Origin of the sequence: Bacteroides sp. 1_1_14 (genome assembly GCF_000162515.1) — a bacterium.
Lineage (GTDB): Bacteria > Bacteroidota > Bacteroidia > Bacteroidales > Bacteroidaceae > Bacteroides > Bacteroides thetaiotaomicron.
The window spans coordinates 479,506-496,778 of record NZ_GG774705.1; the positions used below are offsets into that span (position 1 = coordinate 479,506).

Here is a 17,273-nt window from a genome sequence, read left to right on the forward strand (position 1 = left end):
TTATTTAAACTTGTCTTTCAGTGTATTGCTGGGTCTGTACGTCAATACCAATTTAGGAGGAACCAGCATACGCTGCTTCGTGGACGGATTGATCGAAATGCGCTCCGCTTTTTTCTTCACTTCAAAAGAACCGAAGCCCTGTATTGCAATCGCATTCCCGTCTTCCAGTTCCTGTGTCATGTCAGACAATAAAGAACTTATCAGTTCAGAAGTGTCTTTGATAGTATATCCCAGTCTGTCTGCCAGTTCCGATGTAAATTCCTTATTATTCATACTTGTTTAATATCTTTGCATATAAATCAAAATCGTCCGCATCGGTTACTTCTACCTGATAGAATTGTCCGATTTCAAGTTCTTCTCCGGAAACACTGATCAATACTTCCGGGTCTACCTCCGGTGAATCAAATTCCGTACGTCCGATATAATAATCTCCCTCGATCCGGTCGATGATGACTTTCATCTGCTGACCAATTTTTGCAGCGCTCAATTCTGCTGAAATGCCTTGCTGGATGTCCATTAGTTCGTCCAGTCGGGCTTGTTTAATCTCCTGTGGTATAGAGTCTTCATATTGTTGGGCAGCATAAGTTCCCTCTTCTTCAGAATAAGCGAAAGCTCCCATCCTGTCGAAACGCGCCTTGCGTACAAATTCTTTCAATTCTTCAAAGTCTTCTTCCGTTTCTCCAGGATGTCCTACCATCAGCGTAGTGCGCAGATGGATGCCCGGTACTTCTTTACGGAACTGTTCGATCAGCTTGTACGTATCTTCTTTGCTTACCTGCCGACGCATCAGTTTCAACATATTGTCACTGATATGCTGCAAGGCAATATCCATATATTTGCAGACATTATCGCGTTCCCGCATCACACGAAATAAATCCGTTGGAAAATGTGCCGGATACGCATAATGCAGACGAATCCACTCTACACCCGGAATTTCCGAGATACGTTCGATCAATTCAGGCAGCATTTGCTTTTTATACAGATCGACTCCGTAATACGTCAATTCCTGAGCAATCACCTGGAACTCTTTTACCCCTTGCGATACCAGATACCGGACTTCATCCACTATTTCTTCCATCGGCTTGGATATATGGCGTCCTGTAATAATGGGAATAGCACAATAAGAGCACTTGCGGTCACATCCTTCTGAAATCTTCAGATAAGCATAATGCTTGGGAGTGGTCAAAGTACGCTCAATATACAATTCCTCATGGTACGTTTTTCCCAAGTCCTGCAAGAGTTCTTTCCAGTTGAATTTACCGTAGAACTTGTCTACCTGTGGTATTTCAATGGCCAGTTCTTGCAAATAACGCTCAGAAAGACAGCCCATTACAAACAGTTTCTTCAGGTCTCCTTCTTCTTTTCTTTCTGCAAATTCCAGAATCATATTGATAGACTCTTCTTTCGCGTCACCGATGAAACCGCAGGTATTGATTACCGCTATCTCCCCTTCCGGGTTTTCTGTATCATGAGTTACGCTGTATCCTGCTTCTTCCAGCTGACGCATCAACTGCTCCGAGTCTACTAAATTTTTAGAACAACCTAAAGTTATAATATCTATTCTCTTTCTTTTCATGCATTCTCTCCAAACAGGGAATCAACAAATTCGTTTTTGCGGAAGACTTGCAAATCTTCCATGCCTTCACCCAATCCAATGTATTTTACAGGAATCTTGAACTGATCGGAGATGCCGATCACTACTCCGCCTTTGGCGGTTCCGTCCAACTTGGTGATAGCCATTGCGGTCACTTCCGTAGCCAATGTAAACTGCTTGGCCTGTTCGAAAGCATTCTGTCCGGTAGAACCATCCAATACCAGCAGCACTTCATCCGGTGCATTGGGTACTACCTTCTTCATGACGTTCTTTATCTTGGTAAGCTCATTCATCAAGCCTACTTTATTGTGCAAGCGGCCGGCCGTATCGATAATCACTACATCCGCATTGTTGGCAACAGCAGAACTCAGTGTATCGAAAGCGACAGATGCAGGGTCCGTACCCATTTTTTGTTTGACAACAGGTACACCTACGCGTTCACCCCAGATCATCAACTGCTCTACGGCAGCTGCGCGGAATGTATCGGCGGCACCCAGATAAACAGATTTGCCCGCTTTCTTGAATTGATAAGCTAATTTCCCGATTGTTGTTGTTTTACCTACCCCGTTTACTCCCACTACCATCATTACATAAGGCTTTTTCTCGATAGGTACATCAAAGTCTGCTACGTCATCCGAATTATTCTCGGTCAAAAGGGCTGCAATTTCATCACGCAGTATGTGATTCAACTCCTGAGTATTCACATATTTGTCTGCAGCTGCACGTTTTTCGATGCGTTTGATAATATTCAAAGTTGTCTCTACCCCCACGTCAGATGTGATCAAAACTTCTTCCAGATTATCCAATACTTCGTCGTCTACTTTCGACTTACCAGCCACGGCACGAGCGATTTTACTGAATACGCTCTCTTTGGTTTTAGATAATCCTTTATCTAAAGTTTCCTTCTTTTCCTTTGAAAAAAAACTAAAAAATCCCATATCAACAGTTATTTGTATAATACATTATGCTACAAAGATATAACAAAGGATTGGAAAAGTAAAAAAAGAAGCAATAAAAAATCCCCTCACTGTTTGCCAATGAGGGGATTTTGTGTTTATAGCGTTTTATGCTATTCTGATTATTTTTTGAAAAAGTCTTGTACTTTTTCGTTTGCAACCATTTGTTCATCAAAAACGTAAGCTCCAGTTTTCGGAGATTTCACCATTTTGATAACCTTGGTATAAGCACGACCTTCTTTAGAACCTTCGTGCAAACTTGCTACTGTTTTCTTTGCCATGGGTTATACTATTATTATTTAATTTCCTTATGTACTGTTACTCTCTTCAGAATCGGGTTGTATTTCTTCAACTCAAGTCTTTCAGTTGTATTCTTTCTGTTCTTAGTTGTGATATAGCGAGATGTTCCCGGCATTCCACTCTCTTTGTGTTCTGTACATTCCAGAATCACCTGTACTCTGTTACCTTTTGCTTTCTTTGCCATTGTAAGTTTTCTCCTCTACGTTTAGCCGATTACTTTAATGCTTTTCCAATCACAGAAACCTTTAGCTACTGCATCGTTCAGTGCAGCGTCCAGTCCTTTTTTGTTGATGATACGCAGACCGTTAGCACAAAGGCTAAGGCTGATCCAACAGTCTTGTTCTACATAATAGAACTTTTTGTTAAACAAGTTCAAATCAAAGTTTCTTTTTGTTCTTCTCTTTGAGTGTGAAACATTGTTGCCAATCATGGCTTTCTTTCCGGTAATTTGACAAATCTTCGACATTTCTATCTTATTTTTATAGTTTTATATCTATACTTATTTCAAACAGGACGCAAAGTAAGCACTTTTATCCGTAAAAAACAAGAATATCTTAAAATAATTCACTTCCAGGCACCAATTTTTCCTTATTTGAGCAAATCACGAAGAATTAATAGCGCATTATTGCCCGCTCTTTCAATATTCATGGCTCTTCCGCGGTTCGTTTCCTGCCTGTAAGTGCGAATTTCATTTTTATAACCAGCAGCGATCCAGACAGTGCCTACCGGCTTCTCCGGTGTTCCGCCCCCGGGACCGGCAATTCCCGAAGTTGCGACAGCGCAGTCGGTTTTCAGCGCTTTCATCGCTCCTTTTACCATCTCGATCACAGTCTGTTCACTGACAGCGCCATACGCTTCCAATGTTTCCAGCGAAACATGGAGCAGATTCATCTTTACTTCGTTAGAATATGCCACTATTCCTCCGTTAAAGTATTCCGAACTTCCGGCAATGGACGTCAGACGTGCCGCAATGCTTCCTCCGGTGCAACTTTCTGCGGTGGAAACGGTTAAATTCTTCTTTTTCAGCAGTTCGCCTACGATTACCTCCAGTGGGATATCTTCTTCGCTGAAAATATCATCGCCCAGTATCGCTTCCAGCTTAGCCTGCTCGCCGTTTAGTGCGCTTTCTACTTCTATCTTGTTCTGTCCCCGTCCGGTCAGCCGCAGGTGGATGATTCCAAGTTTGGGCAGATATGCCAATTTGATGCTTTCCGGCAAGGCTGTCTCCCACGGTTCCAGCTTTTCAGCAAGTATGGATTCGGGGTAATGTTGTACCAGAAAGGTCCGGTGCATGATTACATCCGTCTGAAACTTTTCACGTAGCTTGGGCAGTACGGACTCAGCCATGACGGCAGTCATTTCCTGTGGAACGCCCGGCATGGATACGAGCACTTTATTGTCTTTCTCAAACCAGCTGACAGAAGCGCTTCCTACCGGATTGTTGATGACTGTGCAATCTTTGGGAACCATTGCCTGACTCTTATTCAGCGCATTCATCGGTATTTTTCCGGCAAGCACCCGCTTCACGTTCTCAAATACTTCTTCGCTGAATATCAGTTCGGTATGGAAGTATTTGCAGAGAGTTTGTTTGGTGATATCGTCTTTTGTGGGGCCGAGTCCTCCGGTTACCAGAACAATATTCACCCTTTTCATCGCGTTATCTACTGCTTCCATGATCTCTTCTTCCCGATCACGGATCGAAACAATGCGTAGAACTTCGATACCTATCTTATTTAATTCCTGCCCCATCCAGGCAGAATTTGTATCGACTACCTGCCCTATCAGCAGTTCGTCGCCAATGGTAATAATCTCAGCAAACATTTTTTTCCTGCATTAGTTAATAGAATATGCTACCTATATTAATAAGGTATATACACTATGTTAAGTCATTGGTTTACTTCATTTTTTCGTTCCACATACGTGATCCATTCGGTTCATGTGCGTGAGCTGAATGGATCATGTATGTGAACCGGACGGTTCACGCACGTGGAACGAAGGAGTGCTATAAACAAAGATTCTTAATGAAGGCTTCTTATATCATTAATCCTCCTTTGTCTCCCTATTATATATAGGTGCATTTTGTTTTCAGCAAGGCTTCTTTATGTCGCCGCCTATTGGGGCGGTGACATTTTTTCGGCGTTTGCCGTCACTATTGTTGTTGCCGTCACTTTAAATGTCACTGTTTAATTTGTTATACTTCAATTAGTTATTAAATAAAGTAACGATGGCGGTAAAAAACTGTTTTATAATGTAACACGGGAATAAGCCGGAAGATCGATGGAGCAGAAGTCTTTATCCAGATACTTGAAGTATCCGGTAATGGCAATCATGGCTGCATTGTCGGTCGTGTAGCTGAATTTTGGAATAAAGATATTCCAGCCATACTTTTCAGCGTGTTCTCGGAAAGAGTTACGCAATCCGTTATTGGCAGAGACTCCTCCGGCTACGGCTACTTCTTTTATTTTATATTCTTTGGCAGCTTTCCGCAGTTTGTCCATCAGAATGTCTACAACAGTTGCTTCCAGAGAGGCGGCCAAATCCACTTTATGATGCTCGATGAAATCGGGATCGTCTTTCATCCAGTCACGCAAGGAATATAGGAAAGAAGTTTTCAGTCCGCTGAAGCTGTAGTCCAGCCCCGGAATATGCGGTTTGCTGAAAGTAAACGCTTTCGGATTGCCTTGACGTGCCAGTTTGTCAATGATCGGTCCGCCCGGATATCCGAGACCCATCACTTTAGAACATTTATCGATTGCTTCTCCGGCAGCGTCATCAATCGTCTGACCGAGAATTTCCATATCATTATAGGCTTTTACCAATATAATCTGTGAGTTTCCTCCGGATACCAACAGGCAAAGGAACGGGAATTTCGGTTGGATATTATCTTCTCCTTCTGCTTTAATAAAATGAGCTAAGACATGCCCTGTCAGATGATTAACATCTATCAAAGGAATACCGAGTGAACGTGCGAATCCTTTGGCGAAAGAGACGCCTACAAGTAAAGATCCCATCAATCCCGGTCCACGTGTGAAAGCTACCGCGCTCAGTTCTTCTTTGGTAACCCCTGCCCGTTTCAGTGCTTCGTGTACCACAGGAACGATATTTTGTTGATGTGCCCGTGAAGCTAATTCGGGTACTACTCCGCCGTATGCTTCATGTACGGCTTGACTTGATACCACATTTGACAGCAGATAACCATCCTTGATTACGGCTGCCGACGTATCATCACAGGAGGATTCAATTCCTAATATTATTGCACTCATATGTTTTTAAACTATTAAACGGTGCAAAAGTAATGATAAAACTACGATTCATAACGAACTATTTTATATTTTTGTTCGCTAAATAAAAGTTATCGCTTATCAGAACGCTGAAAAAGACTGTACGCTGGGTAGTTGGTATTGTACTGGGAGTATATATCGGAACTATTGTTTTGCTGAATATTCCAAATGTTCAGCGAGCAATGAGTGTGTTTATCGCCAAGGAATTGTCCGAGGTGCTGAATACACGCCTGACTATCGGCAAAATTAATATCGGTCTATTAAACCGTATTATCATTGATGATGTGCTGCTTGACGACCAGAGCGGCAAGGAAATGCTCAAAGTAACCCGCTTATCGGCTAAGTTTGATATCCTTCCTTTCTTTAAGGGAAAGATTTCCATTAGCAGTGTCCAGTTATTCGGCTTTACCATCAATCTGAATAAAGAGACTCCCGACTCTCCTCCGAATTTTAAGTTCGTATTGGATGCTTTTGCTTCCAAGGACACTGTAAAAAAGGAAAGTTCGCTGGATTTGCGTATCAATTCCGTTTTGATTCGTCGGGGAAGGATGGCTTATCATGTATTGTCAGAGGAAAAGACTCCCGGAAAGTTTAATGCCAAGCATGTCCAGCTTCAGAATATTATAGCCAATATTTCATTGAAGGCGATGAGCAGGGATTCTTTGAATCTTGGTATCAAGCGTCTGAGCTTCGATGAAAAGGCTTCCGGATTCTCTTTAAAGAAGATGAGTCTGAAATTGGTTGCCAATGATAAACGGACTAATATAGAGAATTTTGCCATTGAGTTGCCCGAAACTTCACTGAAGATGGATACTATTCATTTGGTGTATGACAGTCTGAAGGCTTTTGATCAGTTCTCGGAGAAGGTCCACTTTTCTTTCCGTACGTTACCCTCGCAGATTACTCTGAAAGATATTTCCCCTTTTGTACCTGTATTGGCGCATTTCAAGGAACCGATAACGCTGGATATGCAGGTAAAAGGAACGGTCGACCAGCTTACCTGCTCTCATCTGGAGATTACGGCCGACGACCGCCAGTTCCGGCTATCGGGGGATGTATCGCTTCAGGAACTATCGAGTCCGCAGGATGCGTATGTGTACGGGAAGCTTTCCGAACTTTCCGCCAACAATCGTGGTGTCGGTTTTTTGGTGCGTAATCTGAGCAGCAATTACAATGGTGTACCTCCCCTTCTGGAACGTTTGGGGGATATTGATTTCCGTGGAGAGATTTCCGGATACTTCACCGATCTGGTTACTTACGGACAGCTTCGTACCGGGCTTGGTAATGTAAAAACCGACTTAAAGTTAAGTTCCGATAAGGCTAAGGGGCTGTTTGCTTATTCCGGTGCTGTCAAAACAGAAGAGTTTGAACTGGGCAAGTTATTGAATAATGAGAAATTTGGGGAAATCACCTTTAATCTTGATGTACATGGACGGCATATCGAAAAACAGCTTCCTGCTGTAGAGTTGAAGGGATTGATCGCATCTGTGGAATATAGCAGATATAAATATGAGAATATTACGCTGGACGGCGAATACAAGCAAGGCGGATTTAACGGAAAGATAGCGCTGGATGATCCGAATGGGTCTATTTATCTGAACGGAGATGTAAATGTGACATCCAAGGTTCCTACTTTCAATTTCCTTGCCGTTGTCGACAAGTTCCGTCCTAATGATTTAAATCTTACACCTGACTACCAGGATGCGGAGTTCTCTCTGAAGGTAAAAGCTAATTTTACCGGAGGTTCCATTGACGAGATGATTGGAGAAATCAATGTGGACAGTCTGGAGTTCAGGGCACCGGACAAGGAATATTTCATGAAGAACATGAATGTACGGGCTACCCGGCAGGATAATGAAAATCAGCTTAAACTGACTTCTGAATTTCTGACGGCAAACATAGCGGGAAAATTCCAGTACCATACTTTACCGGCAAGTATTTTCAATATCATGCGTCGGTATGTGCCGTCTTTGATATTGCCTCCGAAGAAACCGATAGAGACGAACAATAATTTTGCGTTTGATGTACATATATATAATACGGACATTTTATCTACGATATTTGATGTTCCGTTGACTGTATATACACATTCTACGTTGAAAGGGTATTTTAATGATGCCTTGCAGCGGCTACGTGTGGAAGGATACTTCCCCCGTCTGCAATACAAGAACAACTTTATCGAGTCGGGTATGATCCTGTGCGAGAATCCTTCGGACCATATCAGTGCGAAGGTGCGGCTGACCAGTCTGAAAAAGAATGGAGCCGTGAATCTTTCTCTGGAAGCACAGGCCAAAGAAGATAAAGTCAGCACGACTCTGAACTGGGGAAATAATGCCATAGCAACTTATAGCGGAAAGTTGGCGGCTGTTGCACAATTCCTGCGTACAGCAGGTGAAAAGCCTTTGCTGAAAGCGATGGTGGATGTGAAACAGACAGACGTTATCTTGAATGATACACTTTGGCAGATACATCCTTCGCAGGTAGTGGTGGACTCGGGCAAGGTGGATGTGAATAATTTCTATTTCAGCCATCATGACCGTTATGTGCGTATCAATGGGCGGCTTTCCGACAATCCGGCAGATACCGTAAAAGTGGACCTGAAAGACATCAATATGGGATACGTATTTGATATCGCAAACATATCCGATGACGTAAACTTTGAAGGAGATGCTACGGGAACAGCATATGCCAGCAGCGTGTTCAAGAAACCTGTGATGAATACCCGCCTCTTCGTCAAGAACTTCTCGCTCAATCAGGGCCGTTTAGGTGATTTGAACGTATATGGCGCCTGGGATAATGAGAAAAGAGGAATCTATCTGGATGCTTCCATTCAGGATATATCACCGTCACCATCGCGAGTCATCGGTATGATCTACCCGTTGAAACCGGAAAGCGGACTCGATCTGAATATCGATGCCCATGAACTGAACTTGAAGTTCCTCGAATTTTATATGAAATCAATAGCACAGGATATAAAAGGACGGGGAACAGGAAAAGTACATTTTTACGGAAAGTTCAAGGGATTGAATCTGGATGGGGCTGTTATGACGGATGCTTCCATGAAGTTTGATATTCTGAATACCCACTTTGCCGTTAGAGATACGATTCATTTGGCTCCTACCGGATTGAAATTCAATAATATGCATATTGCCGATATGGAAGGGCATTCGGGAACCTTGAACGGGTATCTGCGTTTCCAGCATTTCAAGAATATAAATTACCGTTTTGAGATACAGGCTAATAATATGCTCTTGATGAATACGAAGGAATCGACGGATATGCCATTCTTTGGAACGGTATATGCTACGGGAAATGCGTTGCTTGCAGGGAATGCGATACAGGGACTGGACGTAAATCTCGCCATGACGACCAACCGGAATACGGTATTCACCTATATCAACGGAAATGTGGCGTCGGCTGCCAGCACCCAGTTTATAAAGTTTGTAGATAAAACGCCCCGTCGAAACATTCAGGATTCCATTCGGGTAAATTCCTATTTTGAGCAGATGCAACAGAAGCGTCAGGCGGACGAAGAAGAGCATCAGACAGATATTCGTTTGAATATTCTAGTAGATGCTACACCCGATGCCACCATGAAAATTATTATGGACCCTATAGCCGGAGACTACATCAGTGCGAAGGGAACAGGAAACATACGCACGGAGTTTTATAATAAAGGGGATGTGAAGATGTTCGGTAATTACCGGATCAGTCAGGGAATATATAAGTTCAGTTTGCAGGAAGTGATTCGCAAAGATTTTATCATCAAAGATGGAAGTACGATTACTTTCAACGGTGCTCCTTTGGATGCGAATATGGATATTCAGGCTTCATACACGGTAAATTCCGCTTCATTGAACGACTTGAATCCGGATGTTTCCTCCATTGCCCAACAGACTAATGTACGGGTAAACTGTATCATGAATCTGAGCGGGATTTTACTGCGGCCGACCATTAAGCTGGGTATCGAGCTTCCGAATGAAAGAGATGAAATTCAGACGTTGGTGCGCAATTATATCAGTACGGAAGAGCAGATGAATATGCAGATTCTTTATCTGCTGGGTATCGGTAAGTTCTATACGGAAGATGCTGCACGGAACAATCAGAACTCGAACGTGATGTCATCAGTACTCTCTTCTACCCTATCCGGTCAGTTGAATAATGCCTTGTCTCAGGTTTTTGAGACTAATAACTGGAATATCGGTACCAATCTGAGCACGGGTGATAAGGGATGGACGGATATGGAAGTAGAAGGTATCCTGTCCGGTCAGTTGCTGAACAACCGCCTGTTGGTTAATGGTAATTTCGGCTATCGGGACAATCCGATGGCGAATACCAACTTTATAGGCGACTTCGAAGCTGAATGGCTGATCAACCGTTCGGGAGATATTCGTCTGAAGGCTTATAATGAAACAAATGACCGTTACTACACAAAGACAAACCTTACTACGCAGGGAGTCGGTATCATGTATAAGAAGGATTTCAATAAATGGAGTGACCTTTTCTTCTGGAATAAATGGAAACTGCGCAGCAAGCGGAAACGTGAAGAAGCCGAAAAGGTGCAACAGCAGCAAACAGACAGCATTGCCGATGATAAAGCTAAGTCGGAACTAAAGAGAAAGCGGACGCAGGAATAAAAAAAATAGTGACACTATCGGTTATGGTATAGTGTCACTATTTTATTTTATTTGAGAATCGTACCGTCTGTGGTTACTTTAATTTTTATATCCAGAGAATTATTTCCTTCCATTTCAATTTGATAATAGGATGTTCCCGTTGCCATCTCAAAGTATTCGGCATCATCCATCTGATACCCTGCATACTCAACGCTGATGGTATTGGTCACTGCGGCAGGCAGTTCGTTTCTCCGTACCTCCCATGAGGTAGAATACCACTCTCCGCCTTTATCAAACAGGACTTCTTTGGAAACGTTGCGGTTCAGGCCACTGTCGAAATGGATGATATCTACTTCCGTAAATCCAAAATCCCAGTCGTTTTTGTCATCTTCCACGTCTACTTCCACGATTCTTGCTCCTGCATATTTCCCATCAATGAAAGTCTTCATGGCAGCGGGCAGTTGAGTGGTCGGAAGGTGCTCGTTTTCATGAGCGTCTGTGTCTGCAATGCTTTTAATCAGCACTCCATCAACAGAATAATACAGATCGACTTCCTGATTCTGGTTTTCCACCTCAATAACGTAGACTGTTTCGATGCCTTGCCGCTCAAGTTTATCCACATCGTCTCTTCTCCATGTCTTATAGTCACTTGCTTCGAATGCACTCTTTACCGGATCGGGCAATGCGGTGTACGGGATATCCGTTTCAGTCATATGCCAGTTGCCATCCGTTGTGAACCATGCGGATGCCTCATATCCATCATAGAAGTCCGCTACATAATATCCTGCCTTTGTTTCCCACTTTACGTTCTTGACGTTAGGATACTTGGTCGAGAATGCTTCTTGCAATGCGGTAGGAACAGCGATTGATTCATCGTCATCGTTATCGCAGCTGTGCAGGCTCCATGCTGCACAGAATGCTATCAGTAGTGTATAAATTTTGAGTTTCATTGTTGTCATAGATTTTAAGAAAGTTAATTATCAATATCAATCAGATTAAACTTCAGGTCAAATTTCAGTTCTGTACGGTTGGATAGTTTTACTTCGTAATCTTTTTTATCACGTTCTATCTTCAGCACTTTTGCATCCGGATAATTAGTTGTTACATATTTCTGGATGGCGGCAGGAATAATGGCAACAGGTACGGAGGTGTGCTTGTAATCTACTTCCTCCCAGTTTCCCTTCTTGTCAAATTCCACTTTGTTACCATTCGTAAAAATCACTTCATAGCTTTTGTAAAGGAAGTCACTTTCCATTTTTGCCAGTGCCACTTTGCTGTCAGAGAAATGCTGTTTGATAAACTGTTGTGCTAATTGTGGCATTTGAGTCACCTGGATAGGTTTATCGTCATCTGCACGTGCTACTGTCTGTAAAGTGAACAAGCATACTAATAAGAATACTAACTTTTTCATAATCATTGTTTTTTTAATTGGTTTTACTGTTATCATTTAATTTATAATGCAAAGATGAGAGGAGAATCTGAAAAGATTTGGGAATTTTGGGCAAAATCCGAAAAAACAAAGGAAATCTTTCTTATTGTATTCTTTTGTTTCTTTTAACAGCAACTAATAAATTCATCGCTTATTTTTGCAGGCACAAATTTGACAATATTCATATTAAAATCAACCATAAGAACTTTCGTATGACTATGAGAACAAATTGTTTTTTATTATTAACTGTTTTGCTGGGAATACTCCCCATGAGTAACACACACGCTAACGACTCTATACCTAAAAGCGTGATTTTGTACACACCTTACACTAAAATCTCCGTTTCACCGGGGGCGTCTATTGACTACAGCATCGACCTGATTAACAACACAGACAAGTTGGTGAATGCCAATCTTTCCGTCAGTGGCCTATCAAGCAGCTGGAAACATGAAATGAAATCCGGTGGTTGGAATCTCAGTCAGTTGGCCGTACTCCCTAAAGAAAAGAAGACTTTTAATTTAAAAGTAGATGTTCCTTTAAAAGTAAGCAGAGGCAGCTACCATTTTGTAGTGTCTGCCGGAGAAACGCAACTCCCTTTGAATGTCGTTGTGGCACAACAAGGTACTTATCAGACGGAGTTTACCACCGACCAGCCCAATATGCAGGGAAATTCCAAATCAACTTTCACCTTTAATGCCACACTAAAGAATCAGACTGCCGATCAGCAGCTGTATGCGTTGATGGCTAAAGCACCCAGAGGCTGGAATGTTATTTTTCAAACCTAATTATAAGCAGGCAACTTCCGCGCAAGTAGAAGCCAACAGCAGTCAGAATGTAAGTATAGACATCACTCCTCCTGCCAATGTGGAAGCTGGCAGTTATAAAATTCCCGTACGTGCCGCTACGGGCAATACTTCGGCTGAACTGGAACTGGAAGTAGTTGTCACCGGTTCTTATCAGATGGAACTGACCACCCCGAGAGGATTATTAAGTTCTGACGTGACTGCCGGTGATACCAAACGGATCGAACTGGAAATTAAAAATACAGGTTCTTCCTTATTGAAAGATATCCAACTGTCTGCCAACAAGCCGGTCGACTGGGATGTAGCTTTCGAACCGTCAAAGATAGAAATGCTGAAAGCCGGAGAAACGGCTACTGCTGTAGCCATCTTGAAAGCATCTAAGAAAGCGCTTCCGGGTGATTATGTAACTACGATGATGGCCAAAACTCCGGAAGTGAATGCGGACGCTCAATTCAGAATTGCCGTAAAGACTCCGATGATTTGGGGATGGGTAGGTGTTCTGATTATTCTGGCTACTATCGGTGTTGTCTACTATCTGTTCCGTAAATATGGAAGGAGGTAAATTATGGGCGAACAAGTGATCGTACTTACCGAATTAACCAAACAATACGGTAAATTTACTGCTGTAGATCATATTCGCCTGAGTATCCGGAAAGGAGAAATCTTCGGTTTGCTGGGTCCGAACGGTGCCGGAAAGTCAACTACTATTTTGATGATGCTGGGATTAACGGAGCCCACATCGGGAATTGTCGAGATTTGTGGAATTAATTCTACCACTCATCCTATTGAAGTGAAAAGGAAAATCGGCTATCTGCCCGAAGATGTGGGATTCTATGATGACATGACAGGTCCGGAAAATCTGATGTATACGGCACGGCTGAATGGTATCCCTGACAAGGAGGCGAAAGTAAAAGCACTGGAGCTGATGAAGCGCGTAGGGCTTGAAGATCAGCTGAAAAAGAAAACCGGAAAGTATTCCCGCGGTATGAGACAACGTCTTGGGCTGGCCGATGTGCTTATTAAAAATCCCGAAATCATTATTCTGGATGAGCCGACTTCGGGAATTGACCCTGCGGGTGTTCAGGAATTTATCGAACTGATTCGCTGGCTGAGCAAGGAGGAAGGGCTGACGGTTTTGTTTTCTTCCCACCATCTGGACCAGGCACAGAAAGTATGCGACAGAGTGGGATTGTTCAGTAACGGCAAAATACTTGCTCTGATTGATATGGCAGAACTGAAAGAAAAGAAACAGGAATTGTCTGATATTTATAACCATTATTTTGAGGAAGGAGGCGAAAGACATGAGTAAAGTCAATCATCCTTTTTGGGTTATCGTACATAAGGAAATATCCGATCATGTCAAAAGCTGGCGTTTTCTTATTCTGATCGGTATCATAGCGCTTACTTGTATGGGATCGCTATACACGGCGCTTACTAATATCGGTGCGGCTATCAAACCGGATGATCCGGACAGTTCGTTCCTCTTCTTGAAGTTATTCACAGCTTCGGATGGGACTCTCCCCTCCTTTGTACTGTTTATTAACTTTTTAGGTCCTTTATTAGGAATTGCTTTGGGATTCGATGCTGTCAATTCGGAGCAGAATAAGGGGACATTGAGCCGTATGCTGTCTCAGCCCATTCATCGTGATTGTATCATTAATGCGAAGTTTGTGGCTGCTTTGATCGTGATAGGTATTATGCTGTTTGTACTGGGCTTTTTGGTGATGGGATTCGGATTGATTGCCATTGGCATTCCTCCTACGGCTGAAGAATTCTGGAGAATCGTTTTCTTTCTTATAACGAGTATCTTTTATGTAGCCTTTTGGTTGAACCTGGCCATCTTATTCTCACTCCGTTTCCGTCAGGCTGCTACTTCTGCGCTGGCTTCCGTAGCCGTTTGGCTGTTTTTCAGCGTATTCTATACGATGATTGTCAATTTGGTGGCAAAAGGATTAAGTCCGTCGCAGATGGCGTCTCCTTATCAGATTATCAGTTATCAGAAATTTATTCTTGGATTAATGCGTCTGGCACCCAGTGAATTGTTTAATGAAGCTACTACAACGCTGCTGATGCCTTCTGTCAGAAGTATCGGACCGCTTACGATGGAACAGGTACAAGGGGCTATTCCGAGTCCGCTGCCGTTGGGACAGAGTCTGCTTGTTGTTTGGCCACAGCTCACGGGGCTGATTGCAGCGACTGTTATCTGCTTTGCAATCTCGTATATTATGTTTATGAGAAGGGAAATCCGATCCCGATAATCATATATGCGGAATCCAAATCAGGTACTGTCATAAGGTGTAATCTTAGGTAGTACCCTATTAATTCTGCCATCCAGCACATTGTCTTGCTCTGGATGGCAGATGTTTTATTAATTGTTTTATCTCTGGTTCTTACTGGAGATTTCGAAACAATGTTCTCCTTGTTCGAAGTAATATCGCAAGTTCAGCTGTTGCAGACGACAGATGGAATCGGTTATTGCCAATCCTAATCCGGTAGATCCTTCTTTCTTGTGCCCTTGATAGAAACGTTCAAAGATGTGAGTCTCATCCAATGGTTGCTTCTCTCCGGAATTTCGGAAGGTGATGCTATGTTTGGTTATGATAATCCGGATATGTCCTTCGTCTACGTTATGTACAAACGCGTTCTTTAACAGGTTTGTTAGTAAAGCAATAGCCAGAGATTCGTTCATGGTTATATGGAAATTAGCCTGTTCTGTTATACTTACTTCTATGTTCTTGTAGCTGTAGACTTCTTTATAGTCTTCCAGATATTGCCTGAGGAGTACGTTTAAGTCTACCTCTTTGGTGTCAGTGAACTGACCGTTATCTATTTTTGATAGTAGCAATAGGGATTTGTTTAGTTTGGTGATATATTCTAGTGTCTGATGGGTTTTCATCAACTCTTCAAGCTGTTTCTCGGACAAAGAATCGTCTTCCATCAGCATTTCCAACCGATTGCGGCAGATGGCAAGCGGTGTCTGAATTTCATGTGAGGCGTTTCCAATGAACTGCTTCTGCTGTTCGAACATTTGTTCTGTCCGCTCTACGTAACGGGTGGCCGCATCATTCAGTTTGCGGAATTCCGTGATCCGTGTATCGTTTTTCAGAGGTTTGTTTTTCTTTCCGGTCTGATAGCTGTCCAACCAATGAAGTAGTATATACAGCGGTCGCATATTACGATAAAATACCCATACGGATATGATGATGATACAAAGTAACAGAGCTACATACAGGAAAATAATCCAGACTTGAATCGCACTTTTCAAATCATCTTTTTCGATGCTGGGAGTGGATACGGTCAATTCGTAATAACGGTCTTCGTCATCTTTAAAGATAGTGGTCAGGATACGTGCCGGTTCTGTTTCCTCTTTTTCTACAATGTATACCATGGAGTCTTTATATTGGATATCTTCCTGGCTCTTTGCATATTCTTTGGTTATTTCTTTCAGGTAATATTGATTATTGGAACCATTATTTTGGGAAGGAAGCTCCTCTCCTGCCAATGCGCGGATAATGATTGTTTCCGAATAATCTTCCAGTGAATCATCCACTTCATCGTTGACTTCGTCAATCATCGTAACATAGAAAAAGACTGCCCAGACAGTCAGGATAAGAGTTAGGGCGATGGTGATGCGAAGAATGATATAATATATAAGTTTCATGGATGGTCCTTTCTGGTTTCTATTATTCTACAATCAGTTTATAGCCGAATCCGTAAACGGCTTTGATTTCAATATTTGCTTCTGCATCCTTCAATTTTTTGCGAAGATTTTTGATTTGTGCATAAATGAAGTCAAAGTTATCCACTTGATCGATGTGGTCTCCCCATACCGATTCTGCCAGTGTGTTTTTATTGACCAGACGGCCGGGACGATTTATGAAATAAAGCAGGATATCATATTCTTTTCTGTTCAGTTCCAGCTCCTGTTCGTTGACAAACACCCGGTATTTGTCGGGTTCTATCCTTACATTTCCCTGACGGATATAGATTTCTCCATCATGTTGATTCCGACGGATCACACTTTTGATCCGTGCATTTAATTCTGCCAGATGAAATGGTTTCGGCAAATAATCGTCAGCTCCTAATTCCAGTCCCAGTACTTTGTCTTCCAGCGAATCTTTGGCAGAGATAATAATCACATTTTCCCGTTTGTGGAGAGCTTTCAAACGTTCGAGAAGGTCAAGACCGCTCCCGTCCGGCAGCATAATATCCAGTAAGACACAATCATAGTCGTAATCTTCTATTTTGTATAATGCACTGTTGAAGTCTCCAGCCGTTTCTACGACATAACGTT

Annotated in this window: 15 protein-coding genes and 1 pseudogene; 4 read left to right on the forward strand and 12 right to left on the reverse strand. The window is 42.5% G+C overall.

Going from position 1 to position 17,273, the window contains the following annotated elements; translation table 11 throughout:
* From HMPREF9007_RS13025 to tsaD, 8 genes are all read right to left on the reverse strand, one after another.
* Positions 1 to 273, reverse strand: coding sequence for an HU family DNA-binding protein (locus tag HMPREF9007_RS13025; protein ID WP_008761575.1), 273 nt, complete (start codon positions 271 to 273; stop codon positions 1 to 3).
* The gene (gene rimO / locus HMPREF9007_RS13020) at positions 266 to 1,576 is read right to left on the reverse strand and encodes a 30S ribosomal protein S12 methylthiotransferase RimO (protein WP_008761576.1); all 1,311 of its coding nucleotides are present in this window, start codon (positions 1,574 to 1,576) and stop codon (positions 266 to 268) included. Before rimO ends, HMPREF9007_RS13025 begins: the two co-directional genes overlap by 8 nt.
* The gene (gene ftsY / locus HMPREF9007_RS13015; protein WP_008761577.1) at positions 1,573 to 2,532 is read right to left on the reverse strand and encodes a signal recognition particle-docking protein FtsY; all 960 of its coding nucleotides are present in this window, start codon (positions 2,530 to 2,532) and stop codon (positions 1,573 to 1,575) included. Before ftsY ends, rimO begins: the two co-directional genes overlap by 4 nt.
* Positions 2,533 to 2,672: 140 nt before the next feature.
* Positions 2,673 to 2,831, reverse strand: coding sequence for a DUF4295 domain-containing protein (locus tag HMPREF9007_RS26155; RefSeq protein WP_008761578.1), 159 nt, complete (start codon positions 2,829 to 2,831; stop codon positions 2,673 to 2,675).
* A gap of 14 nt (positions 2,832 to 2,845) precedes the next feature.
* Entirely contained in the window at positions 2,846 to 3,034 is a 189-nt protein-coding gene (gene rpmG / locus HMPREF9007_RS13010; RefSeq protein ID WP_008761579.1) for a 50S ribosomal protein L33, read from the reverse strand.
* 21 nt (positions 3,035 to 3,055) lie between these two features.
* Positions 3,056 to 3,316 (reverse strand): 50S ribosomal protein L28, encoded by a 261-nt coding sequence (gene rpmB, locus HMPREF9007_RS13005; protein ID WP_008761580.1) that lies wholly within the window; start codon positions 3,314 to 3,316, stop codon positions 3,056 to 3,058.
* A 122-nt stretch (positions 3,317 to 3,438) separates the two neighbouring features.
* Positions 3,439 to 4,671, reverse strand: a complete 1,233-nt coding sequence (locus HMPREF9007_RS13000; protein WP_008761581.1) for a competence/damage-inducible protein A — start codon at positions 4,669 to 4,671, stop codon at positions 3,439 to 3,441.
* Positions 4,672 to 5,093: 422 nt separating this feature from the next.
* Positions 5,094 to 6,113, reverse strand: a complete 1,020-nt coding sequence (gene tsaD, locus HMPREF9007_RS12995) for a tRNA (adenosine(37)-N6)-threonylcarbamoyltransferase complex transferase subunit TsaD (protein ID WP_008761582.1) — start codon at positions 6,111 to 6,113, stop codon at positions 5,094 to 5,096.
* A 200-nt stretch (positions 6,114 to 6,313) separates the two neighbouring features.
* Between tsaD and HMPREF9007_RS12990 the strand changes: the two genes are divergently transcribed.
* Positions 6,314 to 10,768 (forward strand): translocation/assembly module TamB domain-containing protein, encoded by a 4,455-nt coding sequence (locus HMPREF9007_RS12990; protein ID WP_008761583.1) that lies wholly within the window; start codon positions 6,314 to 6,316, stop codon positions 10,766 to 10,768.
* 47 nt (positions 10,769 to 10,815) lie between these two features.
* Here the strand turns inward: HMPREF9007_RS12990 and HMPREF9007_RS12985 are convergent, their stop codons facing one another.
* Together HMPREF9007_RS12985 and HMPREF9007_RS12980 are read right to left on the reverse strand one after the other, a co-directional pair.
* A complete protein-coding gene (locus HMPREF9007_RS12985; protein WP_008761584.1) occupies positions 10,816 to 11,697 on the reverse strand; it encodes a PepSY-like domain-containing protein in 882 nt (293 codons plus the stop codon).
* Positions 11,698 to 11,720: 23 nt separating this feature from the next.
* Positions 11,721 to 12,158 (reverse strand): PepSY-like domain-containing protein, encoded by a 438-nt coding sequence (locus HMPREF9007_RS12980; RefSeq protein WP_008761585.1) that lies wholly within the window; start codon positions 12,156 to 12,158, stop codon positions 11,721 to 11,723.
* A gap of 230 nt (positions 12,159 to 12,388) precedes the next feature.
* On the opposite strand from HMPREF9007_RS12980, the pseudogene HMPREF9007_RS12975 reads away from it, so the two are divergent.
* The 3 genes and pseudogenes from HMPREF9007_RS12975 (at position 12,389) to HMPREF9007_RS12965 (ending at position 15,237) form a co-directional block, all read left to right on the forward strand.
* A pseudogene (locus tag HMPREF9007_RS12975) lies at positions 12,389 to 13,541 on the forward strand (NEW3 domain-containing protein).
* Between the two features lie 3 nt (positions 13,542 to 13,544).
* On the forward strand, positions 13,545 to 14,288 hold the full coding sequence (locus tag HMPREF9007_RS12970) for an ABC transporter ATP-binding protein (protein WP_008761586.1): 744 nt from the start codon (positions 13,545 to 13,547) through the stop codon (positions 14,286 to 14,288).
* On the forward strand, positions 14,281 to 15,237 hold the full coding sequence (locus tag HMPREF9007_RS12965) for an ABC transporter permease (protein ID WP_008761587.1): 957 nt from the start codon (positions 14,281 to 14,283) through the stop codon (positions 15,235 to 15,237). Before HMPREF9007_RS12970 ends, HMPREF9007_RS12965 begins: the two co-directional genes overlap by 8 nt.
* Before the next feature lie 119 nt (positions 15,238 to 15,356).
* Here HMPREF9007_RS12965 and HMPREF9007_RS12960 read toward each other — a convergent pair whose 3' ends face one another.
* Together HMPREF9007_RS12960 and HMPREF9007_RS12955 are read right to left on the reverse strand one after the other, a co-directional pair.
* Positions 15,357 to 16,640 carry a HAMP domain-containing sensor histidine kinase gene (locus tag HMPREF9007_RS12960; RefSeq protein ID WP_008761588.1) on the reverse strand — a complete coding sequence of 428 codons (1,284 nt, stop codon included), beginning with the start codon at positions 16,638 to 16,640 and terminating at the stop codon, positions 15,357 to 15,359.
* A gap of 22 nt (positions 16,641 to 16,662) precedes the next feature.
* On the reverse strand, positions 16,663 to 17,273 hold a 611-nt coding region (locus HMPREF9007_RS12955), incomplete at its 5' end, for a response regulator transcription factor (protein WP_008761589.1).